This is a genomic window from Pseudomonas reidholzensis, assembly GCF_900536025.1.
GTDB classification, from domain to species: Bacteria; Pseudomonadota; Gammaproteobacteria; order Pseudomonadales; family Pseudomonadaceae; genus Aquipseudomonas; species Aquipseudomonas reidholzensis.
Map to the genome: position 1 here is coordinate 597905 of NZ_UNOZ01000013.1, position 26381 is coordinate 624285.

30 protein-coding genes and 2 tRNA genes are annotated in these 26381 nt (G+C 63.0%); 21 read left to right on the plus strand and 11 right to left on the minus strand.

The genetic code is table 11. From position 1 onward, the window contains the following. Window positions 1-347: 347 nt before the first annotated feature. The 3 genes from ahpC to CCOS865_RS10840 all read left to right on the plus strand — a co-directional run bounded on the left by ahpC (window position 348) and on the right by CCOS865_RS10840 (window position 3022). The gene (gene ahpC / locus CCOS865_RS10830) at window positions 348-911 is read left to right on the plus strand and encodes an alkyl hydroperoxide reductase subunit C (RefSeq protein ID WP_119140568.1); all 564 of its coding nucleotides are present in this window, start codon (window positions 348-350) and stop codon (window positions 909-911) included. Between the two features lie 119 nt (window positions 912-1030). Continuing rightward, the gene (gene ahpF, locus CCOS865_RS10835) at window positions 1031-2593 is read left to right on the plus strand and encodes an alkyl hydroperoxide reductase subunit F (protein WP_119140570.1); all 1563 of its coding nucleotides are present in this window, start codon (window positions 1031-1033) and stop codon (window positions 2591-2593) included. Window positions 2594-2830: 237 nt separating this feature from the next. Continuing rightward, complete coding sequence (locus tag CCOS865_RS10840; protein ID WP_119140572.1) at window positions 2831-3022, plus strand: hypothetical protein; 192 nt, start codon at window positions 2831-2833, stop codon at window positions 3020-3022. 1 nt (window position 3023) lies between these two features. Here the strand turns inward: CCOS865_RS10840 and CCOS865_RS10845 are convergent, their stop codons facing one another. The 3 genes from CCOS865_RS10845 to nhaR all read right to left on the minus strand — a co-directional run bounded on the left by CCOS865_RS10845 (window position 3024) and on the right by nhaR (window position 5939). Continuing rightward, complete coding sequence (locus tag CCOS865_RS10845; protein ID WP_119140573.1) at window positions 3024-3671, minus strand: YceH family protein; 648 nt, start codon at window positions 3669-3671, stop codon at window positions 3024-3026. A gap of 90 nt (window positions 3672-3761) precedes the next feature. Continuing rightward, window positions 3762-4973 carry a serine/threonine transporter SstT gene (sstT, locus tag CCOS865_RS10850; protein WP_119140990.1) on the minus strand — a complete coding sequence of 404 codons (1212 nt, stop codon included), beginning with the start codon at window positions 4971-4973 and terminating at the stop codon, window positions 3762-3764. A 72-nt stretch (window positions 4974-5045) separates the two neighbouring features. Beyond that, window positions 5046-5939, minus strand: coding sequence for a transcriptional activator NhaR (gene nhaR / locus CCOS865_RS10855; RefSeq protein WP_119140575.1), 894 nt, complete (start codon window positions 5937-5939; stop codon window positions 5046-5048). Between the two features lie 134 nt (window positions 5940-6073). Here nhaR and CCOS865_RS10860 point away from each other — a divergent pair, with 134 nt between their 5' ends. Continuing rightward, complete coding sequence (locus tag CCOS865_RS10860) at window positions 6074-6316, plus strand: hypothetical protein (protein ID WP_119140576.1); 243 nt, start codon at window positions 6074-6076, stop codon at window positions 6314-6316. 28 nt (window positions 6317-6344) lie between these two features. Then, window positions 6345-7097 (plus strand): TerC family protein, encoded by a 753-nt coding sequence (locus tag CCOS865_RS10865; RefSeq protein ID WP_119140578.1) that lies wholly within the window; start codon window positions 6345-6347, stop codon window positions 7095-7097. 144 nt (window positions 7098-7241) lie between these two features. Here the strand turns inward: CCOS865_RS10865 and CCOS865_RS28195 are convergent, their stop codons facing one another. Beyond that, on the minus strand, window positions 7242-7418 hold the full coding sequence (locus CCOS865_RS28195; RefSeq protein ID WP_167469043.1) for a hypothetical protein: 177 nt from the start codon (window positions 7416-7418) through the stop codon (window positions 7242-7244). 156 nt (window positions 7419-7574) lie between these two features. On the opposite strand from CCOS865_RS28195, the gene CCOS865_RS10870 reads away from it, so the two are divergent. Further along, a complete protein-coding gene (locus CCOS865_RS10870; RefSeq protein ID WP_119140580.1) occupies window positions 7575-8318 on the plus strand; it encodes a peptidase C39 family protein in 744 nt (247 codons plus the stop codon). Between the two features lie 91 nt (window positions 8319-8409). Here the strand turns inward: CCOS865_RS10870 and CCOS865_RS10875 are convergent, their stop codons facing one another. Further along, the gene (locus CCOS865_RS10875) at window positions 8410-9693 is read right to left on the minus strand and encodes an NAD(P)/FAD-dependent oxidoreductase (protein WP_119140582.1); all 1284 of its coding nucleotides are present in this window, start codon (window positions 9691-9693) and stop codon (window positions 8410-8412) included. Window positions 9694-9895: 202 nt separating this feature from the next. Here CCOS865_RS10875 and CCOS865_RS10880 point away from each other — a divergent pair. The 4 genes from CCOS865_RS10880 to CCOS865_RS10895 all read left to right on the plus strand — a co-directional run bounded on the left by CCOS865_RS10880 (window position 9896) and on the right by CCOS865_RS10895 (window position 11450). Continuing rightward, window positions 9896-9972 (plus strand) — tRNA-Val (locus CCOS865_RS10880). 183 nt (window positions 9973-10155) lie between these two features. Further along, window positions 10156-10232: transfer RNA gene (locus tag CCOS865_RS10885), tRNA-Val, on the plus strand. 139 nt (window positions 10233-10371) lie between these two features. Then, window positions 10372-10941, plus strand: coding sequence for an SPOR domain-containing protein (locus tag CCOS865_RS10890; RefSeq protein ID WP_119140584.1), 570 nt, complete (start codon window positions 10372-10374; stop codon window positions 10939-10941). 83 nt (window positions 10942-11024) lie between these two features. Continuing rightward, window positions 11025-11450 (plus strand): GTP pyrophosphokinase, encoded by a 426-nt coding sequence (locus CCOS865_RS10895; RefSeq protein ID WP_119140586.1) that lies wholly within the window; start codon window positions 11025-11027, stop codon window positions 11448-11450. 15 nt (window positions 11451-11465) lie between these two features. Here CCOS865_RS10895 and CCOS865_RS10900 read toward each other — a convergent pair whose 3' ends face one another. From CCOS865_RS10900 to CCOS865_RS10910, 3 genes are all read right to left on the minus strand, one after another. Next, the gene (locus CCOS865_RS10900) at window positions 11466-12440 is read right to left on the minus strand and encodes an endonuclease (protein ID WP_119140589.1); all 975 of its coding nucleotides are present in this window, start codon (window positions 12438-12440) and stop codon (window positions 11466-11468) included. A gap of 130 nt (window positions 12441-12570) precedes the next feature. Continuing rightward, entirely contained in the window at window positions 12571-12813 is a 243-nt protein-coding gene (locus CCOS865_RS10905) for a DUF1654 domain-containing protein (RefSeq protein WP_119140591.1), read from the minus strand. A 343-nt stretch (window positions 12814-13156) separates the two neighbouring features. Continuing rightward, window positions 13157-14245 (minus strand): asparaginase, encoded by a 1089-nt coding sequence (locus tag CCOS865_RS10910; protein WP_119140992.1) that lies wholly within the window; start codon window positions 14243-14245, stop codon window positions 13157-13159. Window positions 14246-14639: 394 nt separating this feature from the next. On the opposite strand from CCOS865_RS10910, the gene CCOS865_RS10915 reads away from it, so the two are divergent. The 7 genes from CCOS865_RS10915 (at window position 14640) to CCOS865_RS10945 (ending at window position 21689) form a co-directional block, all read left to right on the plus strand. After that, window positions 14640-15593, plus strand: a complete 954-nt coding sequence (locus CCOS865_RS10915; protein ID WP_119140593.1) for a sugar ABC transporter substrate-binding protein — start codon at window positions 14640-14642, stop codon at window positions 15591-15593. A gap of 21 nt (window positions 15594-15614) precedes the next feature. Next, window positions 15615-17168 carry a sugar ABC transporter ATP-binding protein gene (locus CCOS865_RS10920; protein ID WP_119140595.1) on the plus strand — a complete coding sequence of 518 codons (1554 nt, stop codon included), beginning with the start codon at window positions 15615-15617 and terminating at the stop codon, window positions 17166-17168. Further along, the gene (locus CCOS865_RS10925) at window positions 17165-18160 is read left to right on the plus strand and encodes an ABC transporter permease (RefSeq protein ID WP_119140597.1); all 996 of its coding nucleotides are present in this window, start codon (window positions 17165-17167) and stop codon (window positions 18158-18160) included. Before CCOS865_RS10920 ends, CCOS865_RS10925 begins: the two co-directional genes overlap by 4 nt. A 4-nt stretch (window positions 18161-18164) precedes the next feature. Next, a complete protein-coding gene (locus CCOS865_RS10930) occupies window positions 18165-19193 on the plus strand; it encodes a LacI family DNA-binding transcriptional regulator (RefSeq protein ID WP_119140599.1) in 1029 nt (342 codons plus the stop codon). Window positions 19194-19202: 9 nt separating this feature from the next. Further along, a complete protein-coding gene (gene rbsK, locus CCOS865_RS10935) occupies window positions 19203-20111 on the plus strand; it encodes a ribokinase (RefSeq protein WP_119140601.1) in 909 nt (302 codons plus the stop codon). Then, window positions 20108-20512 (plus strand): D-ribose pyranase, encoded by a 405-nt coding sequence (rbsD, locus tag CCOS865_RS10940; RefSeq protein ID WP_119140603.1) that lies wholly within the window; start codon window positions 20108-20110, stop codon window positions 20510-20512. Before rbsK ends, rbsD begins: the two co-directional genes overlap by 4 nt. Before the next feature lie 169 nt (window positions 20513-20681). After that, window positions 20682-21689 carry a nucleoside hydrolase gene (locus CCOS865_RS10945; protein ID WP_119140605.1) on the plus strand — a complete coding sequence of 336 codons (1008 nt, stop codon included), beginning with the start codon at window positions 20682-20684 and terminating at the stop codon, window positions 21687-21689. On the opposite strand, the gene CCOS865_RS10950 is transcribed toward CCOS865_RS10945, so the two are convergent. Further along, window positions 21661-21873 carry a hypothetical protein gene (locus CCOS865_RS10950; RefSeq protein WP_119140607.1) on the minus strand — a complete coding sequence of 71 codons (213 nt, stop codon included), beginning with the start codon at window positions 21871-21873 and terminating at the stop codon, window positions 21661-21663. The genes CCOS865_RS10945 and CCOS865_RS10950 overlap by 29 nt on opposite strands. Before the next feature lie 287 nt (window positions 21874-22160). On the opposite strand from CCOS865_RS10950, the gene CCOS865_RS10955 reads away from it, so the two are divergent. After that, window positions 22161-22484 carry an I78 family peptidase inhibitor gene (locus CCOS865_RS10955; RefSeq protein WP_119140609.1) on the plus strand — a complete coding sequence of 108 codons (324 nt, stop codon included), beginning with the start codon at window positions 22161-22163 and terminating at the stop codon, window positions 22482-22484. A 152-nt stretch (window positions 22485-22636) separates the two neighbouring features. On the opposite strand, the gene CCOS865_RS10960 is transcribed toward CCOS865_RS10955, so the two are convergent. Both CCOS865_RS10960 and CCOS865_RS10965 read right to left on the minus strand, forming a co-directional pair. Then, a complete protein-coding gene (locus tag CCOS865_RS10960) occupies window positions 22637-22849 on the minus strand; it encodes a cold-shock protein (RefSeq protein ID WP_012273095.1) in 213 nt (70 codons plus the stop codon). Between the two features lie 162 nt (window positions 22850-23011). Further along, entirely contained in the window at window positions 23012-23314 is a 303-nt protein-coding gene (locus CCOS865_RS10965) for a hypothetical protein (protein WP_119140611.1), read from the minus strand. Between the two features lie 334 nt (window positions 23315-23648). Here CCOS865_RS10965 and thrS point away from each other — a divergent pair, with 334 nt between their 5' ends. The 3 genes from thrS to rpmI are packed head-to-tail and all read left to right on the plus strand — an operon-like array spanning window position 23649 to window position 26376. Further along, the gene (thrS, locus tag CCOS865_RS10970) at window positions 23649-25571 is read left to right on the plus strand and encodes a threonine--tRNA ligase (protein WP_119140613.1); all 1923 of its coding nucleotides are present in this window, start codon (window positions 23649-23651) and stop codon (window positions 25569-25571) included. Beyond that, on the plus strand, window positions 25571-26122 hold the full coding sequence (gene infC / locus CCOS865_RS10975; RefSeq protein WP_208644516.1) for a translation initiation factor IF-3: 552 nt from the start codon (window positions 25571-25573) through the stop codon (window positions 26120-26122). The genes thrS and infC overlap by 1 nt, the downstream gene beginning before the upstream one ends. Before the next feature lie 59 nt (window positions 26123-26181). Then, window positions 26182-26376 (plus strand): 50S ribosomal protein L35, encoded by a 195-nt coding sequence (gene rpmI, locus CCOS865_RS10980; protein WP_028696462.1) that lies wholly within the window; start codon window positions 26182-26184, stop codon window positions 26374-26376. Window positions 26377-26381: the final 5 nt, after the last annotated feature.

The following is a 26381-nucleotide window of genomic DNA, read 5'->3' on the forward strand; positions in this document are numbered from 1 at the left end:
CCACAGGGTCCCGCGTCGCCTGCTTCGCGGGCAAGCCCGCTCCTACAAGGGCCCGCGTTGCCTTTTTCGCGGGCAAGCCCGCACACAGGGTCCCCGCGTCGCGTTCTTCGCGGGCAAGCCCGCTCCTACAAGGTCACCGCGATACTTGTAGGAGCGGGCTTGCCCGCGATTGTCCCTCCCTGACACCCCCGCAATCCTTTGCTCAGCTCAATCCCTTCTATTAATGAACCTCAGTTATAGCCAAAACCAATCACCAGCATGAGCTTTGCCAATGAGCCATCACCGGGATCATTGGTTAGGATTCTCTCCGTCAACGAAATTTCAAACCCCATGAAGGAGCGCATCTCATGCCGATCATCAACAGCCAAGTCAAACCGTTCAACGCTACTGCCTTCCACAACGGCGAATTCGTTCAGGTCAGCGAAGCCGATCTGCAAGGCAAGTGGTCTGTCGTGTTCTTCTACCCAGCCGACTTCACCTTCGTCTGCCCAACCGAACTGGGCGACCTGGCCGACAACTACGCTGAGTTCCAGAAGCTGGGCGTCGAGATCTACGGCGTGTCGACCGACACCCACTTCACCCACAAAGCCTGGCACGACACCTCGGAAACCATCGGCAAGATCAAGTACCCGCTGATCGGTGACCCGACCCACGTCATCTCGCGCAACTTCGACGTGCTGATCGAAGCCGCCGGCCTGGCCGATCGCGGTACCTTCGTGATCAACCCGGAAGGCCAGATCAAGATCGTCGAACTCAACGACGGTGGTGTAGGCCGTGACGCCAGCGAGCTGCTGCGCAAGGTCAAGGCTGCCCAGTACGTCGCTGCCCACCCAGGTGAAGTCTGCCCGGCCAAGTGGCAAGAAGGCGAGGCCACCCTGGCCCCTTCGCTGGACCTGGTCGGCAAGATCTAAGACCGTGCGCCAGTCGCGGGCGGTGAGCAGCCGCCACAGCTGAAGCCGCCCCGCCAAACGCCCGGGCACTGTTGCCTGGGCGTTTTTGTACCTGAAGATTGAAAAAAGGAATCGCCCGTATGTTGGACGCCACGCTTAAATCGCAACTGAAAACCTACCTGGAGCGGGTCACCCAGCCGATCGAGATCGTTGCCTCCCTTGACGACGGCGCGAAGTCCCGCGAATTGCACGACCTGCTGGTGGAAATCGCCGGCCTGTCGGACCTGATCACCCTGAGCAAGGACGGTACTGACGCCCGTCGCCCGTCGTTCTCGCTCAACCGCCCTGGAGCCGACATCAGCCTGCGCTTTGCCGGCATCCCCCTGGGCCACGAATTCACCTCGCTGGTACTGGCGCTGCTGCAAGTCGGCGGCCACCCGTCCAGGGCGAGTGCCGAAGTGATCGAGCAGATCCAGGCGCTTGAGGGCGAATTCACCTTTGAAACCTACTACTCGCTGTCGTGCCAGAACTGCCCGGACGTGGTCCAGGCGCTGAACCTGATGGCCGTGCTCAACCCTAACGTGCGCCATGTCGCCATCGACGGCGCGCTGTTCCAGGCCGAAGTCGAGGCGCGCAAGGTAATGGCGGTGCCGAGCATCTACCTCAACGGCGAAGTGTTCGGCCAGGGCCGCATGGGCCTGGAAGAGATCCTCGGCAAGATCGACACCAACTCGGGCGCTCGTCAGGCCGAGAAGATCAAGGCCAAGCCCGCCTTCGATGTGCTGGTGCTCGGCGGTGGCCCGGCGGGCGCTGCAGCGGCCATCTATGCCGCACGCAAAGGCATCCGTACCGGTGTCGCTGCCGAGCGTTTCGGCGGCCAGGTGCTCGACACCATGGCCATCGAGAACTTCATCTCGGTGCAGGAGACCGAAGGCCCGAAACTGGCCTCGGCGCTGGAAGAGCACGTCAAGCAGTACGACGTCGACATCATGAACCTGCAGCGTGGCGAAGCGTTGATCCCCGCCACCGAGGGCGGCCTGCATGAAGTACGCCTGGCCGGCGGCGCCTCGCTCAAGGCCAAGACGGTGATCCTCGCCACTGGCGCGCGCTGGCGCGAAATGAACGTGCCGGGTGAGCAGCAGTACCGTGCACGTGGCGTGGCCTACTGCCCGCACTGCGATGGCCCGCTGTTCAAGGGCAAGCGCGTGGCGGTGATCGGCGGCGGTAACTCCGGCGTGGAAGCGGCCATCGACCTGGCCGGTATCGTCGCCCAGGTGACCCTGATCGAGTTCGACAGCCAGCTGCGCGCCGATGCCGTGCTGCAGCGCAAGCTGCACAGCTTGCCGAACGTCAAAGTGATCACCAGCGCGCTGACCACTGAAGTGCTCGGTGATGGCGAGAAGGTCAACGGCCTGCGCTACAAGGACCGCGGCACCGATGAGCTGCATGACCTGGCGCTGGAAGGGATCTTCGTGCAGATCGGCCTGCTGCCCAATACCGACTGGTTGAAGGGCACCGTAGAGCTGTCGCCGCGTGGCGAGATCATTGTCGACGCCAAGGGCCAGACCAACATCCCTGGGGTGTTTGCCGCGGGTGACGTGACGACGGTGCCATACAAGCAGATCGTGATCGCGGTGGGCGAGGGGGCCAAGGCTTCGCTGTCGGCCTTCGATCACCTGATCCGCAGCTCCGCGCCGGCTTGAGGCTGATCGCTGGACATAAAAACGCCGCCTGACAGGGCGGCGTTTTTCGTTCTGTGGCTTGTTGCGGGGGTTGCGCGGGCCTCATCGCGGGCAAGCCCGCTCCTACAAGGCGCAACCTTTTGTAGGCGCGGGCTTGCCCGCGATGAGGCCGGTACCGGCAACGCACCACCCCGAGCCCTGCAATGGCTCCAGGCTGAGCTGTCTATAGTGACAACAGACTCACTCCGGAACTGAGCCATGACCTTGATCAGCCGCGAACCCTGGTGGTTAGTGCCACCCCAGCCCGGGCAGCAGGAGCAGGACCTGCACTGGGGCTACCTGGAAATCTACGCCGACGGCCACACCGTGTTCGTCGACCAGCGCCCCAGTGACCAGGAGCTGGCCGAACGCAAAAGCTGCCGCCACTTCCCCGAAGCCGAGAAAAACTGACTCAGCCTTCGAGCAGCGCCAGGCGCTCTTCCAGTGCTGCGATCCGCGCTTCGAGCGCTTCGATGCGGTCTTCCGACACATTGCCGGCGCTGCTGCGCTCACTGGCGCCTTGCTGACGCGCCGCCAGGATCGTTTCGATTTCCGCCGGATCGCCCAAGGCATGTGTATAGCGGTCTTCGCGCTGCCCGGCCTGGCGTGGCAGGTGCACGGCCAGTTCACGCGAGATCAGCCGCTCCAGTTGATGCTGGACCTGGTCGCCATCCTCGAACTCATGCAGGCGGTTGCTGCGCGTGAGCAGCTCGTTGATGGTCTGTGGCCCGCGCAAGAACATCAGCCCCATCAGCACCAGCTGCGCCGGTACCAGTTCCAGGGCCTTGTCGGCGCGCTGCTCCCAGCGGTCGGCGCGGCTGCCCATCTGCAGGCGGGTCAGCCCTTGCCCTTCGAGCGCACGCAAGGCCTGGCCGACCTGGCCGGGGGAGAGGTTCATCACCGGCTCGCGGCTGGTCTTCTGGTTGCAGGCCAGGACCAGCGCGTTGAGGGTCAGCGGGTAGCTTTCAGGGCTGGTGGCCTGCTTTTCGATCAACGCACCGAGGATGCGAATCTCGGTGCTGTTGAAGCGGCCTTCACTGGCGTTTTCGTGTTCTGACATGGCCCTGTCTCGTTGCGAGGAAAGGCCTCTAGCCTAGGTAAACCGGCGCACATAAGCAATTGCCAGAACACCTGCCCAGCGGGCGAAGGCTCAGGCGGTACGCCGCTCCTGAGCCTCGCACGCCGCCGCGGTGAAGATCACGTCGGTCGAGGAGTTGAGCGCGGTCTCTGCAGAGTCCTGCAACACGCCAATGATGAAGCCGACCGCCACCACCTGCATGGCGATTTCGCTGGGGATGCCGAACAGGCTGCACGCCAGCGGGATCAGCAACAGCGAGCCGCCCGCCACCCCGGAGGCGCCACAGGCGCAGACGGCGGCGACCACGCTGAGCAGCACGGCGGTCGGCAGATCGATCGCGATACCCAAGGTGTGCACCGCCGCCAGGGTCAGCACGGTGATGGTGATCGCCGCGCCGGCCATATTGATCGTCGCACCCAGCGGGATCGACACCGAGTAGGTGTCTTCATGCAGCCCGAGCTTTTCCGACAGCGCCAGGTTGACCGGGATGTTGGCCGCCGAGCTGCGCGTGAAGAACGCCGTGATGCCGCTTTCGCGCAGGCACAGCAGGACCAGCGGGTAAGGGTTGCGGCGGATCTGCCAGAACACGATCAGCGGGTTCATCACCAGCGCCACGAACAGCATGCAGCCGATCAGCACCGCGAGCAGGTGCAGGTAGCCGAAGAGGGCGTCCAGGCCCGATTGCGCCAGGGTCGAAGCCACCAGGCCGAAGATCCCCAGCGGGGCGAAGCGGATGACCACGCGCACGATCTGCGTGACCGCGTTGGACAGGTCCTCGACCATCGTCCGGGTGCCTTCGCTGGCGTGGCGCAGGGCGATGCCGAGGCCGATCGACCAGGTCAGCACACCGATGAAGTTGGCGTTGATCAGTGCCGCCACCGGGTTGTCGACGGCGCTGAGCAGCAGGTTCTGCAGCACCTCGGTGATCCCGCCCGGGGCGCTCAGGGCGGCGTCGCTGGCGTTGAGCACCAGGTGCGAGGGGAACAGCATGCTGGCGACCACGGCCACCACCGCCGCGGCGAAGGTGCCGAGGATGTACAGCCAGAGGATCGGCCGGATATGGGTTTGCTGGCCTTGACGGTGGTTGGCGATCGAGGCCATGACCAGCACGAACACCAGTACCGGGGCCACCGCCTTCAGGGCGCTGACGAAGACCTTGCCGAGAAACGCCACATCGCGGGCGACGGCCGGAGCGAGGAGGGCCAGGGCGATGCCGGCGACCAGGCCGATGACGATCTGGGTCACCAGGCTGGTGCGGTTGAGCAGATGGAGGACAGGGGACATGTGCAGCACAATCTCAGGGACTTGGACGGGCGCGACTTTAACATAGACCTTCATCAGCCTGTCCGGGCCTGATCACCAATGAAACAACTCGCGCCGCGCCCCCTCGGTGATCGCCACGATCCCTGGATGCTTGACCTTGCGCTCCACCGAAATCGCATAAAACGACTCGTTGACCGCCTCGGTCTGCCCGATCAGCACCACCCCGTACTGCCGGCACACCTCCTCGGCAATCACGCTCGGCGCCACGAAGATGCCGCTCCCCGACTGCCCAAACGCCTGCATCAATGCGCTGTCATCGAACTCGCCAATGATCCGCGGCTGCACCTGCTGCTCCGACAACCAGCGCAACAGCCGGCTGCGCACCACGGTCTCCTGCCCGGGGATCAGCAGCGGCGCGTCATCCAGGCAGCCGGGAAACGGCTGGCCATGGCGCTCGGCCAGGGCCGGGGTGGCAAAGAAGCTCAGCCCGCACTCGCCCAGCTTCTGGCTGTAGCCCTTGATGTCCAGGTGGCTGGGCATCGGGCTGTCGGAGATCACCAGGTCCAGGCGCTGGATGGCCAGGTCCGCGAGCAAACGCTCGAACTTGTCCTCCCGGCAGTTGATGCGCAGCACGCCGTCGAGCTCCATGGTCGGCGCCAGCAGGCGATAGACGATGGACTTGGGCACCACATCGGCCACGCCGACGCGAAACAGGATCTGCTCCTGCGGCCCGGCGCGCAGCATCGCCTCGAGCTCGCTGCCGATCTGGAACATCTGCTCGGCGTAGACCAGGGTCTGGCGGCCGGTCTCGGTCAGCTCGAGTTGCCGCCCGACCCGCTGGAACAACTCCAGCCCGTAGGTCTGCTCGAACAGGCTGATCTGCCCGCTGATGGTCTGTGGGGTGAGGTTCAATTGCTCGCTGGCGCGCACGATGCTGCCGGTCCGGGCGACCACCCAAAAGTAATGCAACTGCCGGTAGTTGAGCATGAGGCGATCATCCGGATTCGTAAAAACCGAAGTATAACCGCTAAAAAAACGAATTTTCCGGATGTTTCAGCTTCACTAGAATGCTCCCCATCAGGCGCCGTGCGCGCCGAGCGGACATGACAAGTGAGGAACCCATGCTACAACTGAAATCCATTGGCACCCCGTTGGTGCTGGCTTTGGCCCTGTTCACCCTGGCCGGTTGCGACCAGGCCGAGAAATCCGCCCAGCAGATGCTCGACCAGGCGGCCGAAACCGCCAAGCAGGCGATCGACAAGACCAACGATGCGGCCCAGCAAGCCTTGAACGAGGCCATTGGCGGCGACGGCGAGAAATCGTCGAAGCCGGCCGATGGCGAAGACAAGACCCAGGACATCTGACCCCCAAGACCCGAAACAGGATTGATTCATGGAATATCTGCTGGAACTCGCCGCAAGCCCGACCGCCTGGATTGCCCTGGCCACCCTGGTGGCGATGGAAATCGTGCTGGGTATCGACAACCTGATCTTCATCTCGATCCTGACCAACAAGCTGCCGGTGGAATTCCGCTCCAAGGCCCGCAAGATCGGTATCAGCATGGCCTTGATCATGCGCCTGGCGCTGCTCAGCACCGTGGCCTGGATCGTCCAGCTGACCGATCCGGTGATCGAGATCCTGGGTAATGCCTTCTCCTGGAAGGACATGATCCTGATCGCCGGTGGCCTGTTCCTGTTGTGGAAGGCGACCAAGGAGATCCACGAAAGCGTCGACCCGCACGGTGCCAAGGAAGAAGCCAAGGTCTCGACCACGGTCACCCTGGGCTTTGCCGCGGCGATCTTCCAGATCCTGCTGCTGGACATCGTCTTCTCGGTCGACAGCATCATCACCGCCGTGGGCATGACCGAGCACCTGCCGATCATGATCATCGCCGTAGTGGCTGCCGTGATCGTGATGATGGTGGCGGCCGACCCGCTGGCCAACTTCATCAACGACAACCCGACCGTGGTGATGCTGGCGCTGGGCTTCCTGATCATGATCGGCATGACGCTGATCGCCGAAGGGTTCGGGGCGCATGTACCGAAGGGTTATGTGTATGCCGCGATGGCCTTCTCGACAGCGATCGAGATGCTCAACATCTTTGCCCGCCGGGCGCGCTTGAAGCGTGAGGCAGCGCAGGGTTGACGTAAAAGCGGGGGCGCTTCGCGCCCCATTCGCGACACAAGGCCGCTCCCACATGAAACCGCGCACATTCAGAGTGCGCGCGGTTTCATGTGGGAGCGGCCTTGTGTCGCGAAAGGGCAGCGCAGCTGCCCCCGGATTCACCGATCAATGCGCCCCAGCGTGCCGGCGGATGCGCCGCACGGGCGCTGGTTTAGGCTGGACCTGCGGCGGCAGGTGATGCTGCGAATGCCTGCGCACGATGCGCATTACCCCCCAGAGCATGGCGGCTGCGACGCTGAGCCACATCCCCACCAACATAAGAATCGCCATTGTCAGGCTCATGTGTGCCTCCTTCTCTCCGGCTTGCCCCAGGCTCGCCTTCCAGACACTGCTTTAGTCTAGCCTGCCGCCTGTGACGTTCCATTGACCTTAGGTCTAAGCCTTGGTCCGATTCGTTACAAGCGCGCCTCGGGCTATACCCCTGCGCGCGTCGGCCCTATGATCAGTGTCCATTGCCGGGCGCTGCCTGCCGGGCGTCCAGACAAGCGAGTGTCCATGCTCCAAGCTCCCTTCAAGTCGTTGCTCAACCCCCCGCGGCGCGTGTTGCTGGCGTGCCTGGCGGCGGCCAGCCTGGCCGGTTGTGCCAGCGGCCCGCCGCCGGTCGCCAAAGGCCTGCCGCAGCGGGTCGAGATCAGCAGCGTGCCGTTCTTCCGGGGCAACGCCAACCACAGTGGCGCCATGGCCCTGGCCGCGCTCCTGTCGCAGCAAGGCATCCGCATCACCCCAGGCCTGCTCGACAAACCGCTGAAACTGCCCGAGGGCGCCGACGCGCTGGAAACCTCGATGCCGGCGGTTGCGCGCGACTACGGCATGCTCGTGTACCCGCTGGACAAGCGCCTGGACGCCTTGCTCGCGCAGGTGGCGGCGGGCAATCCGGTGTTGCTGCGGTATCAGGAAGGCTCGGCCTGGTGGAGCGAGCCGCGCTACGCCGTATTGGTCGGTTACGACAGCTACAAGCAGCGGGTGCTGCTGCGTTCGGGCATGCATCGGCGCCAACTGATGGCGTTCGACAGCTTCGAGGATGCGTGGAAGGCGCAGGGGAGTTGGGCGGTGCTGGTCCAGCAACCGCGGCAACTGCCGGCCCAGGTGGACCGGCAGCGCTGGCTCAAGGCCGCTGATGACCTGGCCCGCGCAGGCCAGGAGATGGCCGCGCGGCAGTCGGTCAACAGCCTCGGGCAATAAATCCGTCGGCCCCATCGCGGGCAAGCCCGCTCCTACACAATGTAGGAGCGGGCTTGCCCGCGATGGGGCCGCGTTGCCCGCTACAGGTCTATCAGAAGCCCAGACGATCGCGCAGGCTGTAGTACCAGGCGCCCATGGCGCTGAACGGCACACGCAGCATCTGGCCACCCGGGAACGGGTAGTGCGGCAGCCCGGCAAACGCATCGAAGCGCTCGGCCTGGCCACGCAGTGCCTCGGCCAGCACCTTGCCGGCCAGGTGGGTGTAGGTCACGCCGTGGCCCGAGCAGCCCTGCGAGTAATAGATGTTGTCGCCGATACGGCCAACCTGCGGCAGGCGCGACAGGGTCAGCAGGAAGTTGCCGGTCCAGGCGAAGTCGATCTTCACGTCCTTGAGCTGCGGGAACGCCTTGAGCATCTTCGGCCGGATGATCGCCTCGATGTTCGCCGGGTCGCGCGCGCCGTAGACCACGCCGCCACCGAAGATCAGGCGCTTGTCGCCGGTCAGGCGGTAGTAGTCGAGCAGGTAGTTGCAGTCTTCGACGCAGTAGTCCTGCGGCAGCAGGGTGCGTGCCAGCTCGTCGCTCAGCGGCTCGGTGGTGATCACCTGGGTGCCGCACGGCATCGACTTGGAGGCCAGCTCCGGCACCAGGTTACCCAGGTAGGCGTTACCGGCCACGATGATGTACTTGGCGCGCACTTTACCTTGCGGGGTGTGCACCACCGGGTTGGCGCCGCGCTCGATGCGCACCGCTGGGGTCTGCTCATAGATGACGCCACCCAGCGACTCGACCGCAGCGGCTTCGCCCAGGGCCAGGTTGAGCGGGTGGATGTGGCCACCGCTCATGTCCAGCATGCCGCCCAGGTAGCTGTCGCAGGCAACCACTTCGCGGATGCGCTTCTGGTCCATCAGCTCCAGCTGGGTGTGGCCGTAGCGTTCCCACAGGCGCTTCTGCGACTCCAGGTGGCCCATCTGTTTAGGCGTCAGGGCAGCGAACACGCCACCGTCTTTAAGGTCGCACTGGATGTTGTACTTGGCCACGCGCTCGCGGATGATGCGGCCGCCTTCGAAGGCCATCTCGCCCAGCAGTTGCGCTTCGCGCGGGCCGACGGTGCGTTCGATGATATCGATGTCGCGGCTATAGCTGTTGACGATCTGGCCGCCGTTGCGGCCCGAGGCGCCAAAGCCGACCTTGGCGGCTTCGACGATGGTCACCTTGAAGCCGTTTTCCAGCAGGAACAGTGCGCTGGACAGGCCGGTATAGCCGGCGCCAATCACACAGATGTCGGTTTCCACCTCACCCTGCAGCGCCGGACGTGGCGGCACCGGGTTAGCCGAGGCGGCGTAGTAGGACTGGGGGTAGGGGGTATTGGCCATGCTCGAGAAACCTCGTGTGTTATATTTTTAACGAATGTACCGATGCTATCAATAATAATAAACACCCGCTAGTCGTATGGTGAAAATCCTTTACCAGGCATCGCGTCCGGGCTCTGAGCAAATATTTTTAAGATTCAGTGGGTTAGCGTGAAAAAAAGAGTTGACACTGTTTCTGGATTGGGTAGAATGCGCCCCACACGACAGGCACATAGCTCAGTTGGTTAGAGCACCACCTTGACATGGTGGGGGTCGTTGGTTCGAGTCCAATTGTGCCTACCAAACCTGAGAAGGGCGATCCGCAAGGATCGCCCTTCTTGCATTCTGGCGGTTTAATTTGCGGCGCTTGCGCAGCGTCACGCCAGGCGAGTCTGCTTCTATAGAGAGCTGCGCAAAGTTTTTGATTTTTCTCGAAAAAAAGCTTTACAGCATGCTGATTCACTCGTAATATGCGCCCCACACGACAGGCACATAGCTCAGTTGGTTAGAGCACCACCTTGACATGGTGGGGGTCGTTGGTTCGAGTCCAATTGTGCCTACCAAACCTAAGAAGGGCGATCCGCAAGGATCGCCCTTTTTGCATTTGCCGTTCCGGCGCGGAAACACCCTGCGGCAGCCTGCCCATCGGCGCCCGCTAGTCGCCATGTTAGACTGCGCCCCTTCGAAATTGGAGATACACGCGTGCGCAAACTGGCGGTGGTAATGGCGGTGCTGGCCCTGGCGGGATGTAACAACGAGGTCGACGGCGTGCACAAGCGCGTGGCCGAGCACCTGAGCAATCCCAAGACCGCCAAGTTCGCCAACGTGCGTTTCGATAACCAGGGCTCGATCTGCGGCCAGTTCCGCGGCAAGGACGACGCTGGCGTGTTCGAGGCCTACCGCAGCTACGTGGCGATCAAGCACGACGGCCAGTACGACATCATCATCGACGACAGCGGCAACGACCTGCGCATCCGTGAGGTGTGTGGCGGTGCCGACCTGCAGCGTCGCGCCGAAGCCGTGGCCGACCAGCCGGCGCCTGAGGGGTGGGATGTCGAAGTGGTGCAGGGGCCGAACATGGGCGCCTTGAGCGACATGACCGCGCGTTTGATCGAGAAGGGCATTCCGTCGTCGGTCGAGTACCGCGATGGCAAGCCGGTGGTGCTGATGGGCCCGTTCCCGACCAAGGCCGAGGCCGAAGCACGCAAGGCGGACGTCATGGCGCGCCAGGGGACCGACTCGGTGGTGATCCAGCACGGCGTGCAGCGCTGATCGCTATCTGAAACCGCCAGGCTGTCCCGAAACCCCCGTGCCAGCTATGCTTGTTCAGGACGGCGCAGAGCAGGGAGAGCCTCATGTCTACACTGGAACGGGCCATCGTGGTGGCCGCCAGGGCACATGAAGGGCAGTACGACAAGGGTGGGTCGGCGTATATCCTTCACCCCTTGCGGGTGATGATGCGGGTGTGCACCCCAGAACAACGGATTGTCGCGGTGCTCCACGACGTGCTCGAGGACACCCCACTGACCGTTGCCGATCTGGCGCGCGAAGGCTTCCCGCTGAAGATCCTCGCCGCGCTGCTGTCGCTCAGCCGACGCGACGGCGAAAGCTACGAAGCCTTCGTCGTGCGTCTGGGTGATGACCCGTTGGCGCGCGAGGTCAAACTGGCCGACCTGGCCGACAACAGCGATCTCACACGAATCCCCAGTCCCGGCCCGGCCGACTTGGCCCGGCTGAGCCGTTACCAGCAAGCCAGCGCCTACCTGCAAGCGCTGGCCTGAGGCGTCTACAGCCCGTTACCGGCAGTTGCCGGCCTTTTTGTATCCCGCCGCCTGGGCTTCAGGCTCGGAGGTAAACGCCACCCGATTTTTCGCCGACACCTGGCTGTAGCCAGGGCAGCCGCTTGGCAGGTGATAGAGGTGGCTGTTCTGGTTGCCGACGATCACGCCCTCACCGCCGCCGCTGCTGGCGCTCGCCAACGAGGGTTGAGCGGCGGGCCGTGCGGCTTTGCCTGGCAGTGCGCTCACTACGCCGTCACCCACTGGCTTGTAGCCTGGGGTCCAGCTGCGCTCGCCGGTGACGAACGGGTTGGAGTGGCCCATCACTGCGGCGATCCGACGGTCACGTTCCTTTTCCCACTTGCTCACCGGGTGCTGTTTGTCCCAGGCCATCAGCAACTGTTGTTGTTGGCGAGACATGCTCAGCTGATAACGATCGAACATGTAGAACGTGGTGCGCGCCACCAGGCCTTTAACTTCATCACGCGGTTCAGCGGCGCGTTGGTTGAAGTCCACGCGCGTCTTGCACTGGCCATACTGCGGGCTGACGCCAGAGGCCATGCCATAGTTGAAGTTGCTACGGTCGCCATTCACTTCACCCACGGCCGGGTAAAGGTTGAACAGGTCGGCTTCCATGGCCTTGAACACCGGATCGTCATCGGCACAATGTTCACGTCCGCCGTTCTGCCAGCACTGACGCTGATGGCCGAATGTCCAGGCCGGGACGATATGTTCCCACTCGGTGCGTTCAGCGCGGCTCTGCTGTTTACGGGTCTCGTAGCCACAGGAGGCGGGGTCGATGCGGCCGCCCGACTTGCCGACCCAGGTCCACTTGCAGCCGCAATACAGATCGCCCATGGCGCTGTTGGCCTGGTCGAGATAGATCTTTTGTTTGGCGACTACCTTGGCTTCGGTAAACGTGGCGGGAGGGTTGGCGAGTGCGGGGTGAATAAATGAAAAGGCGAGCACTACTGCAGACAACAATTTTTTCATGAGGTGAGCATTTTCAGAAGCGGGAGGGAGGTACTAACGGCCATGGCGCTGCGGCGATGGCAGCGCTTGGGACAGGCACTTTCAAACTAAGTTCTGCGGCGCCTGAAGTTGGACTAATACGGAGTTGGGGTCAATCTTCCTTCGGTACCGTCCAGAAGATCTGCACGCCACCGTCGTCGCGGTAGGCGAGGGTGACATTGTCGTTTTCGGCGATCTCTTCGAGCAGGGTGGCCCAGTCGTCTGGCGACTCGTGCTCGAGGCGGAAGATCAGTGCGGCGCGGCTGCGCTGGGCAAGCGGGTTGTTGATGATTTTCTGAATGCGCTCGCCCAGTTGCTGGTAAGGGCTGGGGGCGGCTTGAGAGGTACCGGCCATGGGGCTTCTCCTTGTTTTTGCTGTATGCGCATACAGTATTTCAATGTAGGGCATTTCGCAACTGCAAGTCAGTCGAAAAACAGAGAGCGTGTTGGCAGGGGGGCGTGGGCAGCAAGGTTTAATGCCAGTCAGTTAGGGTGCCGGGGCCGCTTTGCGGCCCTTCGCGGGTAAACCCGCTCCTACAGGGGGGCGCGCAAATCTCAGTACAGCGCCATCCCTGTGGGAGCGGGTTTACCCGCGAAGGGCTGCAAAGCAGCCCCAAATCAGATGATCCATTTTTAACTGGCTTGCCCCGTGAAAAGGGCCGGTGCATGCAACGCACCCGCCCCGGCCCTACAACCAATCAATATTCCCAGAAGATCCGCTGCAGCTCTTTGCTGTCCTGGGTCTTGGTCATCGCAACCATGGCCAGGATGCGTGCCTTCTGCGGGTTCAGGTCATGCGCCACGACCCAGTCGTTCTTGTCATCCGGCTGCTCGGCATTGCGCAGCACGAAGCCACCCTGGTTGACGTGGGAAGAACGAATGATCTGCACGCCGTTCTTGCGCAGCTCCTGCAGCGCCGGGACCACCCGCGACGACACCGAGCCATTGCCGGTGCCGGCATGGATCAGCGCCTTGGCGCCGTTCTGGGCCAGCGCCTTGTACGCCGTGTCGGTCACGTTGCCATAGCCATAGGCGATGTCCACTTGCGGCAGGCTGCTGATCTGCTTGATGTCGAACTCGGAGTTGCTGGTGTGGCGCTTGGCCGGCAGGCGGAACCAGTAGGATTTGCCTTCGACGACCATGCCCATCGGGCCCCAGGCGCTCTTGAAGGCTTCGGTCTTGATGTTGACCGACTTGCTGACGTCGCGGCCCGACTGGATCTCGTCGTTCATGGTCACCAGCACGCCCTTGCCGCGTGACTGCTTGTCGCTGGCCACGGCCACCGCGTTGTACAGGTTGAGCATGCCGTCGGCAGACATCGCGGTGCCCGGGCGCATCGAACCGACCACGACGATCGGCTTGTCGGTCTTCTCGACCAGGTTGAGGAAGTAGGCGGTTTCTTCGAGGGTGTCGGTGCCGTGGGTGATCACGATGCCATCGACGTCGTTGCTCTCGGCCAGCTCGGCGACGCGCTTGCCGAGCTTGAGCAGGTCTTCGTTGGAGATGCTCTCGGAGGCGATCTGCATCACCTGCTCGCCGCGCACATTGGCCAGCTGGGCCAGCTCCGGCACGCCGGCGATGAGTTTGTCGACGCCAACCTTAGCGGCCTGGTAAGTGGCGCTGTTGGCAGCGCTGGCACCGGCGCCGGCGATGGTGCCACCGGTGGCGAGGATGACCACGTTGGCCAGTTTCTGTTGCTGTTCGGCTTCCTTGGCCGAGACAGCGGTAGGCAGGATCAGCAGCAGGGCGAGGGCGCCCGGGGCGAAGGACTTCAGTGCGGTATTCATCATTATTGTGCTCTCGATCTTCCTGGTGAGATTTTTATAAGTCGCTCAACTGCACAGGCAGGTTTCGTACCAGTCCTGGCCTGCACTCGGTTGTGCGGGTGGGGGCCATTCGCGGGCAAGCCCGCTCCTACAGGGGGATGGGGGGCTTTATCTGGGTGCTGTGGGAGTAAAGGCGCCCCAAGATTGGCAGCACAGCCGCGACGCTTTATTCGGCTTCCCGAACAAGCCTAGGAAAAGATGTTCGGTTTTCCGACATTTTTTCTGGATAATCGCCCCAGGCATGGCCGGGTGGCATCACCTCGCAAGGGATTTGACAAAACCGGGTCTTGTTTCCATAGTAGGTCACCGCAAACGTTTGCTATCCGATAAAAAACACAAGATTCGGAGTAAATCCATGAAACTGCCGTTCCCCGGTCGTCTTCTGACCCTCGCTGTCGTCTCCACCCTGTCCCTCGCACTGCCGCTCGCCGCTCACTCCGAAGACAAACCCAAGGTCGCCTTGGTGATGAAGTCGCTCGCCAATGAGTTCTTCCGCACCATGGAAGACGGCGCCAAGGACTACCAGAAAGCCCACCCCAATGACTTCGACCTGGTCGCCAACGGCATCAAGGACGAGTCCGACACCAGCAACCAGATCCGCATCGTCGAGCAGATGATCGCCACTGGCGCCAACGCCCTGGTCATCGCCCCGGCCGACTCCAAGGCCCTGGTCCCGGTGATCAAGCGGGCCATGGACGCTGGTATCACCGTGGTCAACATCGACAACCGCCTCGACCCCGACGTGCTCAAGAGCAAGAACCTCAGCGTGCCCTTCGTCGGCCCCGACAACCGCAAGGGCGCACGCCTGGTCGGTGATTACCTGGTCAAGCAGAAGCTCAAGGCCGGTGACCAGGTCGGCATCATCGAAGGCGTGCCGACCACCACCAACGCCCAGCAGCGCACCGCCGGCTTCAAAGACGCCATGGACGCCGCGCAGATAAAGGTGGTCTCGGTGCAGTCGGGCAACTGGGAGATCGACAAAGGCAACGCCGTAGCCGCCGCCATGCTCAACGAATACCCCGAGCTCAAGGCGCTGCTGGCCGGCAACGACAGCATGGCCCTCGGCGCGGTGTCTGCCGTGCGCGCCGCCGGCAAGACCGGCCAGGTGCAAGTGGTGGGTTACGACAACATCAATGCCATCAAGCCGATGCTCAAGGATGGCCGCGTGCTCGCCAGCCTCGACCAGGACGCCAAGAAGCAAGCGGTGTACGGCATTCAGGCGGCGCTGCAGATGATCAAGGGCGAAAAGCCTGAGGTCGATGCCGACAACGTCATCCAGACCCCGGTCGAACTGATCACCCAGCCTTGACCCTGAGCAGGAGACCCGGCCATGTCCGCATCGGCCAATAGCACCGTGCTCACTGTCAGCGGGCTGGGCAAGACTTACGCCCAGCCTGTGCTGGGTGACGTCGACCTGAGCCTGTACGCCGGCGAAGTGCTGGCCCTGACCGGCGAGAACGGTGCCGGCAAAAGCACCTTGTCCAAGCTGATCAGTGGCCTGGAAACCCCCACCACCGGGCAGATGACCTACCGCGGCCAGCCGTACGACCCAGGCAACCGCAGCGAGGCCGAGCGCCTGGGCGTGCGCATGGTGATGCAGGAGCTGAACCTGCTGCCGACCCTGACCGTGGCCGAGAACCTGTTTCTCGATAACCTGCCCAGCCGCTTTGGCTGGATCAGCCAGAAGCGCCTGCGCCAACTGGCGACGGCGGCGATGGCCCAGGTCGGCCTCGACGCGATCGACCCGGACACCCCGGTCGGCGAGCTGGGTATCGGCCATCAACAGATGGTCGAGATCGCCCGCAACCTGATCGGCGACTGCAATGTGCTGATCTTCGACGAACCGACGGCGATGCTCACCGCGCGCGAGGTGGAGCTGCTGTTCACCCAGATCGAGCGGCTGCGCCAGCGCGGCGTGGCCATCGTGTATATCTCCCATCGCCTCGAAGAGCTGCAGCGCGTGGCCCAGCGGATTGCCGTGCTGCGCGATGGCAAGCTGGTCTGCGCCGAGCCGATCCAGCGTTACAGCAGTGCCGAGCTGGTCAACCTGATGGTTGGTCGGGAGCTGGGCGAGCACATCGACCTTGGCCGTCGCGCAATCGGCGCGCCGCTGCTCAAGGTCGACAAACTCAGCCGCGGTGACAAGGTGCGCGAGGTGTCGTTCGAGGTCAGGGCAGGGGAGATCTTTGGTATCTCCGGCCTGATCGGCGCCGGCCGCACCGAGCTGCTGCGGCTGATCTACGGCGCCGACCGCGCCGACAGCGGCAGTGTCGCCCTCGGCCAGCCGCCCGTGCCGGTGACCATCGACTCGCCCAAGGCCGCCGTGCGCGCCGGCATCGCCCTGATCACCGAAGACCGCAAGGGCGAAGGCCTGCTGCTGACGCAGTCGATCAGCGCCAATATCGCCCTGGGCAATCTGGGCGCCGTTTCGCGCGCCGGGGTGCTCGATGCTGCGGCCGAAAACGCCTTGGCCGAGCGCCAGATCAACGCCATGCGCATCCGCAGTGCCAGCCCCGCCCAGGCGGTCGGCGAGCTGTCGGGTGGCAACCAGCAGAAGGTGGTGATTGGCCGCTGGCTGGAGCGCGACTGCAAGGTGCTGCTGTTCGACGAGCCCACCCGCGGCATCGACGTCGGCGCCAAGTTCGACATCTATGGCCTGCTCGCCGAGCTGGCGCGCCAGGGCAAGGCGTTAGTGGTGGTGTCGAGTGACCTGCGCGAGCTGATGCTGATCTGCGACCGCATCGCCGTGCTGTCCGCCGGCCGCCTGATCGAGACCTTCGACCGAGACGCCTGGAGCCAGGACCAGCTGCTTGCCGCCGCCTTTGCCGGTTACCAGAAACGTGACGCCTTGCTGCATGACGCAGCTCCCAGGATGGATGCATGAAGACCACCCCCCTAGAAACCCCCGGCGCCACTCCCGCGCGCCGCAGCGGCAGCTACCTTGGCCTCGGCACCTACCTGGGCCTGGCCGGCGCGTTGCTGGCGATGATCGTGCTGTTCTCGTTCCTCAGCAGCCACTTCCTCTCCTACGCGACCTTCAGCACCCTGGCCAACCAGATCCCCGACCTGATGGTGCTGGCGGTCGGCATGACCTTCATCCTGATCATCGGTGGCATCGACCTGTCGGTCGGCTCGGTGCTGGCCTTGGCGGCCTCGGCGGTCAGCGTGGCGATTCTCGGCTGGGGCTGGAGCGTGGTGCCGGCCGCCTTGCTCGGCATGGCCGTGGCCGCGCTGGCGGGCAGTATCACCGGCAGCATCACGGTGGCCTGGCGCATCCCGTCGTTCATCGTCTCGCTCGGCGTGCTGGAGATGGCCCGCGGCCTGGCCTACCAGTTCACCGACTCGCGCACCGCCTATATTGGCGACGCCTTTGCCTGGTTCTCCAACCCGATCGCCTTTGGCATTTCGCCGGCCTTCATCATTGCCTTGCTGGTGATCATCGTCGCCCAGCTGGTGCTGACCCGCACGGTGTTCGGCCGGTATCTGATCGGCATCGGCACCAATGAAGAGGCCGTGCGCCTCGCTGGCATCGACCCGCGCCCGTACAAGATCCTGGTGTTCACCCTGATGGGCCTGCTCGCCGGGCTGGCCGCGCTGTTCCAGATTTCCCGCCTGGAGGCGGCCGACCCCAATGCCGGCGCCGGCCTGGAGCTGCAGGTGATCGCCGCCGTGGTGATCGGCGGCACCAGCCTGATGGGCGGGCGCGGCTCGGTCATCAGTACCTTCTTTGGCGTGCTGATCATCTCCGTGCTGGCTGCAGGCCTGGCGCAGATCGGCGCGTCGGAACCGACCAAACGCATCATCACCGGGGCGGTCATCGTCATCGCCGTGGTGCTCGACACTTACCGCAGCCGACGCGCAAGCCGGCGGAACTGAAGCTATGGCAACCATCAAAGATGTCGCGGCACTCGCGGGTATTTCCTACACCACGGTGTCGCATGTACTGAACAAGACCCGCCCGGTCAGCGAGCAGGTGCGGCTCAAGGTCGAGGCCGCGATCGTCGAGCTCGACTACGTGCCCAGCGCCGTCGCCCGCTCGCTCAAGGCGCGCAGCACCGCCACCATTGGCCTGCTGGTGCCCAACAGCGTCAACCCGTACTTCGCCGAACTGGCGCGGGGCATCGAGGACAGCTGCGAGCGCAACGGCTATTGCGTGATCCTCTGCAACTCCGACGATAACCCGCAAAAGCAGCGCAGCTACCTGCGTGTGCTGCTCGAAAAACGCATCGACGGCCTGGTGGTCGCGTCGGTGGGCGAGGACAGCGACCTGCTGCAAAGCCTGGCCTGCGTGCGCACGCCGATGGTCATCGTCGACCGCGCGCTCGAGGGTGTGAACGCCGACATCGTGCGCATCGATCACGAGCAGGGGGCTTACCTAGCCACCCAGCACCTGCTCGAACTCGGCCATCGCGACATCGCCTACATCGGCGGCCCGGCCGAGACCGGCGTCACCCAGCTGCGCCTGGCGGGCTATCGCCGCGCGCTGGCCGAGGCCGGCGCGCAGGTTGCCGACAACCGCGTGCTGCACTGCGACTTCACCAGCCCTGGCGGCCACGCCGCGGCGGTGCGCCTGCTCGACGGCCCACGGCCGACGGCGATTTTTGCCGGCAATGACATGATCGGCTTTGGCGTTCTGCGCGCCGCTGCGGAGCGCAATATCAGCGTGCCGGGCGAGCTGTCGGTGATCGGCTTCGACGACATCGAGCTGAGCCGCTACGTGTACCCGCCGCTGACCACGGTCGGCCAGTCGATCCGCGAACTGGGTGAAAGCGCTGCCGAGCTGCTGCTGTCGCGCATCGCCAAGCCGCGCCAGGAGGCGACCCAGGCCGAGCAACGCATCGTCGCACCGCGCATCGTCATGCGTGAATCCACCGGGCCGCGCCCTGATCTGTTCAATGATTACCGTTAAGGAACTCCCATGCATGCCAAGGTAGTAGTGGTCGGCAGCCTCAACATGGATCTCGTCGCCCGCGCCGAGCGCCTGCCGCGCGGCGGCGAGACGCTGGCCGGCGACAGCTTTTTCACCGTACCGGGCGGCAAGGGCGCCAACCAGGCGGTCGCGGTGGCGCGGTTGGGCGGTAGCGTGGCGATGATCGGTAACGTCGGCGATGACGCCTATGGCCAGCAGCTGCGTCAGGCGTTGCACGTCGAGGGTATCGATTGCCAGGCGGTGAGTGTGTGTGACGGGGTGTCCAGTGGCGTGGCGCTGATCGTGGTGGATGCGGCCAGTCAGAACGCCATCGTGATTATCCCGGGTGGCAACGGCTTGCTGACGCCTGAGTCGGTGGAGCGCTTCGATGCGTTGCTGCAAGCGGCCGACATCGTCATCTGCCAACTGGAAGTGCCGCTGCCGACGGTGGCCTGGACTTTGGCCCGTGCCCGTGAGCTGGGCAAGACCGTGATTCTCAACCCGGCGCCGGCCACGGGGCCGCTGCCGGCGGAGTGGTTTGCGCATATCGACTACCTCGCGCCTAATGAAAGCGAGGCCGAGGCGCTGACCGGGCTGCCGGTGACTGATAAGGCCAGTGCAGAGCGCGCTGCCGAACGGTTGCTCGCGCTTGGGGCGGGCAAGGTGATCGTGACCTTGGGTGCGCAGGGCGCGTTGTTCGTTACCGCGCAAGGCAGCCAGCACTTCCCGGCGCCGCAGGTCAAAGCGCTGGACACTACCGCAGCAGGTGACACGTTCATTGGTGGCTTTGCTGCGGCATTGTCGCGTGGGATGGGGGAGGGCGAGGCCATCGCCTTTGGCCAGCGGGCGGCGGCGTTGTCGGTGACCCGTGCCGGGGCGCAGCCTTCGATTCCTTATCTGGCGGAGGTGCAGCCGTGAAGAAGACCGCGCTGCTGAATATTGCCCTGTCGCGCACGATTGCCGGGCTAGGGCATGGCGACATCCTGGTGATTGGCGATGCCGGTTTGCCGGTGCCGGCTGGTGTCGAGCTGATCGATCTGGCGGTGACGCCGGGGCTGCCTGATTTTGCCAGTGTGCTGCGGGTGGTGGTCAGCGAGATGCAGGTCGAGCGGCATGTGCTGGCTGAAGAGATATTCCAGGTCGCGCCGCCGGGATTGGCCGAGGTCGAGGCCTTGTTTGGCCAGGGCTTGCTGGGTGGGCGCGAGCGCATGCCGCACAACGAATTCAAAGCGCTGAGCGGGCGGGCGAAAGTGATCGTGCGTACGGGGGAGTGCAAGCCCTACAGCAATATCGCGCTGATCGCGGGCGTTACCTTCTGACTGAAGACCGTAGGCGAGGGCTGCGCCCTCGATCGCGACACAAGGCCGCTCCTACAGGTCCGGCGCCGTCTCCGAGCCATGCGCGATCCCCCTGTGGGAGCGGCCTTGTGTCGCGAAAGGGCCGCAAAGCGGCCCCCGAATCCTCCACCCAAGGCACAGGAGTGCCCCGATGCTCAAACGTCTGCTGCAAGGAGTCATCCTCATGTCCACCCTCAGCGCCGCCACCCTCCAGGCCGCCCCGCGCGAGCTGATCATCGACACCGACCCCGGCGCCGATGACCTGGTGGCGCTGTTCCTGGCCATGGCCTCGCCCAACGAACTGAACATCCGCGCCATCACCACCGTCGCCGGCAACGTGCGGCTCGACAAGACCTCGCGCAACGCCCGCCTGGCCCGCGAATGGGCCGGCCGCGAAGACATCCCGGTGTACGCCGGTGCCGGCCGCCCGTTGGTCCGCCCGCCGATCTACGCCGCCGAAGTACACGGCGAAGAAGGCCTCACCGGCGTCCCCGTCCACGAACCCAAGCAACCCCTGGCCCCAGGCAACGCCGTGCAGTACCTGGTCGACACCCTGGCCAAGGCCGAGCCGCACAGCATCACCGTCGCCATGCTCGGCCCACAGACCAATCTGGCTCTGGCGCTGATCCAGCAGCCGGACATCGCCAATGGCATTAAAGAAGTGGTGGTCATGGGTGGCGCGCACTTCAACGGCGGCAATATCACCCCGGCCGCCGAGTTCAACCTCTACGCCGACCCGCACGCCGCCGCAGTGGTGCTGGCCAGCGGCGTCAAGCTCACCTACCTGCCGCTCGACGTCACCCACAAGCTACTCACCAGCGACGCGCGCCTGAAACAGCTGGCCGCGGTCAACAACCGCGCCAGCCGGCAGGTGGTGGATATTCTCAACGCCTATATAAAGCACGACATGGACCTGTACGGCATGCCGGGCGGCCCGGTGCACGACGCCAGTGTCATTGCTTATCTGCTCAAACCCGAGCTGTTCAGTGGCCGGCAGGTGCACCTCAGCATCGACAGCCGCGAAGGCCCAAGCTTCGGCCAGACCGTCCCCGACTGGTACGGCGTGCTCAAGCAGCCGGCCAATGTCCTGTGGGTCAACGAGGGCGACGCCCAGGGCCTGTTCGACCTGCTCAGCGAGCGCCTGGCTCGATTGCAATAGCCGCGTGCGGCGCGTAGCGCTCGAGCACCTGTTCGATAAAGCTGCGCGTCGCCTCGCTGCCGCGGTCGCGCACCAGCAGGTCGACCGCAATCAGCAGCAACTCCTCTGGCGTGCCAGGGCTGTACGCACTCTGGCCTTCGGCCCATTTGACCTTGATATCGGCATCGATGGTGTGGCTGCTCATGGATAATTCTCGTTGCGGCTCGGGCTTGTGAGGCGAACACCTGACCCTGGCGTTCGTGGGGAGGCATGCTGCGCTCCACTTATTGCAGTAAACCATGCCTGCGCGTCAAGAGCCCTGCGACTTAGGCATAACAGGCGCGCCGTGACAAACTAACGGTGCGGCGCAAAATCCGGTCACGATTGGCGCTTCGCTTCAAAGGGGCGAATCAGGCAGACTCGGACGGTTTTGCAACGAACTTTGCGTGGAACTGTCGCATAAGGCAGTTCCCATGATGATTAGGAGGATTCATGTTCCGTACCCGTGCTTCCCTGGCGACCCTGCTGGTGGCTGTAGTCCTGGCTGGTTGCAGCACTGGCGGTGCTTCGGGCGGTGGTGGCGATGCTGCGGCTGCGCCGGCTGGTAACGATGGCCGTTGTGATGCCAGTGGCGCTGGTTTTGCGGTCGGCAAGCCGGGCACCCCGGCGCTGCTCGAGCAGGCGCGTACGGCCAGTGGCTCGCAGATGGCGCGCATTCTGACCCCGCATGACGTGATTACCCTGGAATACCGCTCCGAGCGGCTGAACCTGAACGTGGACGAGCAGGGCAAGGTGGTGCGCGTCAACTGCGGTTGATCGTGCTGGCCCCTATCGCGGGCAAGCCCGCTCCTACAAAGCTCTGTAGGCGCGGGCTTGCCCGCGATAGGGGCCTCACTGCCCGGGCGCTGAGCAAATCCCAGGCATAAAAAAACCCGCCACAAGGGCGGGTTTTTCTACAACTATCCGAATTACTCCGGACGAACCTGTGCAGCCTGCATGCCCTTCTGGCCGCGCTCGGCGACGAAGGAAACAGTCTGGCCTTCTTTCAGGCTCTTGAAGCCGTCGGATTCGATGGCTTTGAAGTGTACGAACAGGTCGTCGCCGCCGCCTTGAGGAGTGATGAAGCCGAAGCCTTTTTCATCGTTGAACCACTTGACGGTGCCGGTTTGGCGATTGGACATGGGGTGAATCTCCAGAAACATGATTTTTATCGGTGCTGATGCGGCCGAAGCTACGAGCGCCTGGTACATCATAGTCTAATTCTGCGGATGTCGCGCCTTTTACCTGAGGAATATGATGATCCAACGCAAATAAAAATGCTTTGGCCCGCAAAATGGGGGTCGTCACTGGGCCTTGCAGGCCTGCTGGACCACGGTTTGCGCCTTCTGCATCAATTTTGCGTCGACCCCGTCCTGGCTGTCGAGATCCTTGATTTCTTCGTCGCTGAAATTCTTCTTGATGGCTTTTGCGCCACAATCGCAGTGTTTTTTGGCCGTATTGGCGTCCACGCCCTGGCCGGTGGCCACCTGCTGGCATTGAGTCATGTAGGCAGCTTCCTTGCCGGCCGGGAAATCGCCAGCGGTCGCGGCCAATGGCAGCAGCAGGGCACCAGCGGTGGCCAGGGCCAGAAGAGACTGAAATCGCATAACCGCACACTCCTTGGGTCAGGTCTCATGAAGAGTAGAATGCTTCCTAAGGTCTGAGGGGCGTTTTTCCTGACAAGTTCACCCTTAGAACCGATTTTCCAAAATTTTATGCCTGCCTTATAAGCTGCGTGCTAGCATGCTCGGCTTGCGTTTGGCCGTGTACGGCACGCAAACCCTTTTTACCTCCAGTCACTCTGGTTCGTCCCTGGCAAGCTGAAAAGCTTCTGCCACTGTGAGGCAGGCTTCCCCGCGGGGAAGGCAGGTCGGATCTTGTACTGGCTCATCCCAACCCACGTGACCTTTGGTAGGGGTCACCACTAGGAGAGGAGGCGCCATGCCCACTATTACTCTTCCCGATGGCAGTCAACGTTCGTTCGATCACCCCGTATCCGTAGCCGAAGTCGCTGCTTCTATTGGCGCAGGCCTGGCCAAGGCCACCCTGGCCGGTAAAGTCGACGGCAAGCTGGTCGATGCGTGCGACGTGATCAGCAACGATGCCACCCTGCAGATCATCACCCCTAAAGATGCAGAGGGACTGGAGATCATCCGTCACTCGTGTGCCCACCTGATCGGCCACGCAGTGAAGCAGCTGTACCCGACCGCCAAGATGGTCATCGGCCCGGTGATCGACGAAGGCTTCTATTACGACATCGCCTACGAGCGTCCCTTCACCCCGGACGACCTCGCCGCCATCGAAAAGCGCATGCAGCAGCTGATCGAGACGGACTACGACGTCGTCAAGAAGATGACCCCGCGCGCCGAAGTCATCGACGTGTTCCAGAGCCGTGGCGAAGACTACAAGCTGCGCCTGGTCGAAGACATGCCGGACGAGCAGGCCATGGGCCTGTACTACCACGAAGAATACGTAGACATGTGCCGCGGTCCGCACGTGCCGAACACCCGCTTCCTCAAGGCATTCAAGCTGACCAAGCTGTCCGGCGCCTACTGGCGCGGCGATGCCAAGAACGAGCAGCTGCAACGCGTGTACGGCACCGCCTGGGCTGACAAGAAGCAGCTGGCCGCCTACATCCAGCGCATCGAAGAAGCCGAAAAACGCGACCACCGCAAGATCGGCAAGCAGCTCGACCTGTTCCACCTCCAGGAAGAAGCGCCTGGCATGGTCTTCTGGCACCCGAACGGCTGGACCGTCTATCAGGTGCTCGAGCAGTACATGCGCACCGTTCAGCGCATCAACGGCTACCTCGAGATCAAGACCCCGCAAGTCGTCGACCGCATCCTCTGGGAGCGTTCCGGCCACTGGTCCAACTACGCCGAGAACATGTTCACCACCTCGTCGGAAAGCCGCGACTACGCGGTCAAGCCGATGAACTGCCCGTGCCACGTACAGGTGTTCAACCAGGGCCTGAAGTCGTACCGCGACCTGCCGCTGCGCCTGGCCGAGTTCGGTGCCTGCCACCGTAACGAGCCGTCCGGTGCCCTGCACGGCATCATGCGGGTGCGTGGCTTCGTCCAGGACGACGCGCACATCTTCTGCACCGAAGACCAGGTCAAAAAAGAAGCCGCTGACTTCATCAAGCTGACCCTCGACGTCTATAAAGACTTCGGCTTCACCGATGTCGCCATGAAGCTGTCGACCCGGCCGGCCAAGCGCGTAGGCTCCGAAGAGCTGTGGGATCGCGCCGAAACCGCCCTGGCCGACGCACTCAACGAATCGGGCCTGGAGTGGGAATACCAGCCGGGCGAGGGCGCCTTCTACGGCCCGAAAATCGAATTTACCCTGCGCGATTGCCTCGGCCGTAACTGGCAGTGTGGTACCCTGCAGTACGATCCGAACCTGCCAGAGCGTCTGGACGCCAGCTACATTGCCGAAGACAACGCCCGCAAGCGTCCGGTAATGCTGCACCGCGCCATCCTCGGTTCGTTCGAGCGTTTCATCGGCATGCTCATCGAGCACTATGCCGGTGTGTTCCCAGCTTGGCTGGCGCCAACCCAGGCGGTGATCATGAATATCACCGACAAACAGGCCGATTTTGCCCTCGAGGTGGAAAAAAACCTGACCGACAGCGGTTTCCGTGCCAAGTCCGACTTGAGAAATGAGAAGATCGGCTTTAAAATCCGCGAGCATACTTTGCTCAAGGTCCCGTACCTTTTGGTTATAGGGGACCGTGAAGTCGAAACGCAAACCGTCGCTGTGCGTACTCGCGAAGGCGCAGACCTGGGCTCCATGCCCGTCGCCCAATTCGCTGAGCTCCTTGCGCATGCGGTTTCCCGGCGTGGTCGCCAAGAATCGGAGTAATGACTATTAAGCGTGATATGAGAAACGATAAACGAGCTGTACCGAAAGCCCCGATCAACGAGAATATCTCGGCACGCGAGGTTCGGTTAATTGGTGCTGACGGTGAGCAGCTGGGCATCGTCTCGATCGAAGAAGCGCTTCGTATCGCTGAAGAAGCGAAGCTGGATCTGGTAGAGATTTCTGCTGACGCCGTACCCCCTGTCTGCAAGGTCTTGGACTACGGCAAAAGCCTGTTCGAGAAGAAAAAGCAGCAGGCTGCAGCGAAGAAAAACCAGAAGATCATCCAGATCAAAGAAATCAAGTTTCGTCCAGGGACGGAGGATGGGGATTATCAGGTAAAACTACGCAACCTGATACGTTTCCTAAGTGATGGGGACAAGGCCAAGATCTCTCTGAGATTCCGTGGTCGTGAGATGGCCCACCAGGAGCTGGGCATGGAGCTGTTGAAGCGGGTTGAAGCTGACCTGATCGAATACGGCACCGTTGAGCAGCATCCTAAGATGGAAGGACGCCAGCTTATGATGGTCATCGCCCCCAAGAAGAAGAAATAACTACCAGGGCACGGCAGGCCTTGCAGTTATGTTTATCCACCCAATGCGGAGTTCCGAACATGCCAAAAATGAAAACCAAGAGCGGTGCAGCGAAGCGTTTCCTGAAAACGGCGACCGGCTTCAAGCACAAGCACGCTTTCAAGAGCCACATCCTGACCAAAATGTCGACTAAGCGTAAGCGTCAATTGCGTGGTAGCAGCATGCTGCACCCGTCCGACGTGGCAAAAGTCGCGCGCATGCTGCGCGTTCGTTAATTCTG

Excerpts from the sequence above, each read along its gene's own strand:
- ahpC (WP_119140568.1), top strand. The coding sequence starts at position 348 with ATGCCGATCATCAACAGCCAAGTCAAACCGTTCAACGCTACTGCCTTC.
- nhaR (WP_119140575.1), bottom strand. The coding sequence starts at position 5,939 with ATGCTCAACTACCGGCAGTTGCATTACTTTTGGGTGGTCGCCCGGACC.
- thrS (WP_119140613.1), top strand. The coding sequence starts at position 23,649 with ATGCCCACTATTACTCTTCCCGATGGCAGTCAACGTTCGTTCGATCAC.
- CCOS865_RS10895 (WP_119140586.1), top strand. The coding sequence starts at position 11,025 with ATGTCTACACTGGAACGGGCCATCGTGGTGGCCGCCAGGGCACATGAA.
- sstT (WP_119140990.1), bottom strand. The coding sequence starts at position 4,973 with ATGTCCCCTGTCCTCCATCTGCTCAACCGCACCAGCCTGGTGACCCAG.
- infC (WP_208644516.1), top strand. The coding sequence starts at position 25,571 with ATGACTATTAAGCGTGATATGAGAAACGATAAACGAGCTGTACCGAAA.
- CCOS865_RS10920 (WP_119140595.1), top strand. The coding sequence starts at position 15,615 with ATGTCCGCATCGGCCAATAGCACCGTGCTCACTGTCAGCGGGCTGGGC.
- CCOS865_RS10910 (WP_119140992.1), bottom strand. The coding sequence starts at position 14,245 with ATGAATACCGCACTGAAGTCCTTCGCCCCGGGCGCCCTCGCCCTGCTG.
- CCOS865_RS10860 (WP_119140576.1), top strand. The coding sequence starts at position 6,074 with ATGCTACAACTGAAATCCATTGGCACCCCGTTGGTGCTGGCTTTGGCC.
- CCOS865_RS28195 (WP_167469043.1), bottom strand. The coding sequence starts at position 7,418 with ATGAGCCTGACAATGGCGATTCTTATGTTGGTGGGGATGTGGCTCAGC.
- CCOS865_RS10930 (WP_119140599.1), top strand. The coding sequence starts at position 18,165 with ATGGCAACCATCAAAGATGTCGCGGCACTCGCGGGTATTTCCTACACC.
- CCOS865_RS10905 (WP_119140591.1), bottom strand. The coding sequence starts at position 12,813 with ATGGCCGGTACCTCTCAAGCCGCCCCCAGCCCTTACCAGCAACTGGGC.
- CCOS865_RS10955 (WP_119140609.1), top strand. The coding sequence starts at position 22,161 with ATGTTCCGTACCCGTGCTTCCCTGGCGACCCTGCTGGTGGCTGTAGTC.
- CCOS865_RS10865 (WP_119140578.1), top strand. The coding sequence starts at position 6,345 with ATGGAATATCTGCTGGAACTCGCCGCAAGCCCGACCGCCTGGATTGCC.
- CCOS865_RS10840 (WP_119140572.1), top strand. The coding sequence starts at position 2,831 with ATGACCTTGATCAGCCGCGAACCCTGGTGGTTAGTGCCACCCCAGCCC.
- CCOS865_RS10845 (WP_119140573.1), bottom strand. The coding sequence starts at position 3,671 with ATGTCAGAACACGAAAACGCCAGTGAAGGCCGCTTCAACAGCACCGAG.
- ahpF (WP_119140570.1), top strand. The coding sequence starts at position 1,031 with ATGTTGGACGCCACGCTTAAATCGCAACTGAAAACCTACCTGGAGCGG.
- rpmI (WP_028696462.1), top strand. The coding sequence starts at position 26,182 with ATGCCAAAAATGAAAACCAAGAGCGGTGCAGCGAAGCGTTTCCTGAAA.
- CCOS865_RS10960 (WP_012273095.1), bottom strand. The coding sequence starts at position 22,849 with ATGTCCAATCGCCAAACCGGCACCGTCAAGTGGTTCAACGATGAAAAA.
- CCOS865_RS10875 (WP_119140582.1), bottom strand. The coding sequence starts at position 9,693 with ATGGCCAATACCCCCTACCCCCAGTCCTACTACGCCGCCTCGGCTAAC.
- CCOS865_RS10965 (WP_119140611.1), bottom strand. The coding sequence starts at position 23,314 with ATGCGATTTCAGTCTCTTCTGGCCCTGGCCACCGCTGGTGCCCTGCTG.
- CCOS865_RS10925 (WP_119140597.1), top strand. The coding sequence starts at position 17,165 with ATGAAGACCACCCCCCTAGAAACCCCCGGCGCCACTCCCGCGCGCCGC.
- CCOS865_RS10945 (WP_119140605.1), top strand. The coding sequence starts at position 20,682 with ATGCTCAAACGTCTGCTGCAAGGAGTCATCCTCATGTCCACCCTCAGC.
- CCOS865_RS10950 (WP_119140607.1), bottom strand. The coding sequence starts at position 21,873 with ATGAGCAGCCACACCATCGATGCCGATATCAAGGTCAAATGGGCCGAA.
- CCOS865_RS10900 (WP_119140589.1), bottom strand. The coding sequence starts at position 12,440 with ATGAAAAAATTGTTGTCTGCAGTAGTGCTCGCCTTTTCATTTATTCAC.
- CCOS865_RS10915 (WP_119140593.1), top strand. The coding sequence starts at position 14,640 with ATGAAACTGCCGTTCCCCGGTCGTCTTCTGACCCTCGCTGTCGTCTCC.
- rbsK (WP_119140601.1), top strand. The coding sequence starts at position 19,203 with ATGCATGCCAAGGTAGTAGTGGTCGGCAGCCTCAACATGGATCTCGTC.
- CCOS865_RS10870 (WP_119140580.1), top strand. The coding sequence starts at position 7,575 with ATGATCAGTGTCCATTGCCGGGCGCTGCCTGCCGGGCGTCCAGACAAG.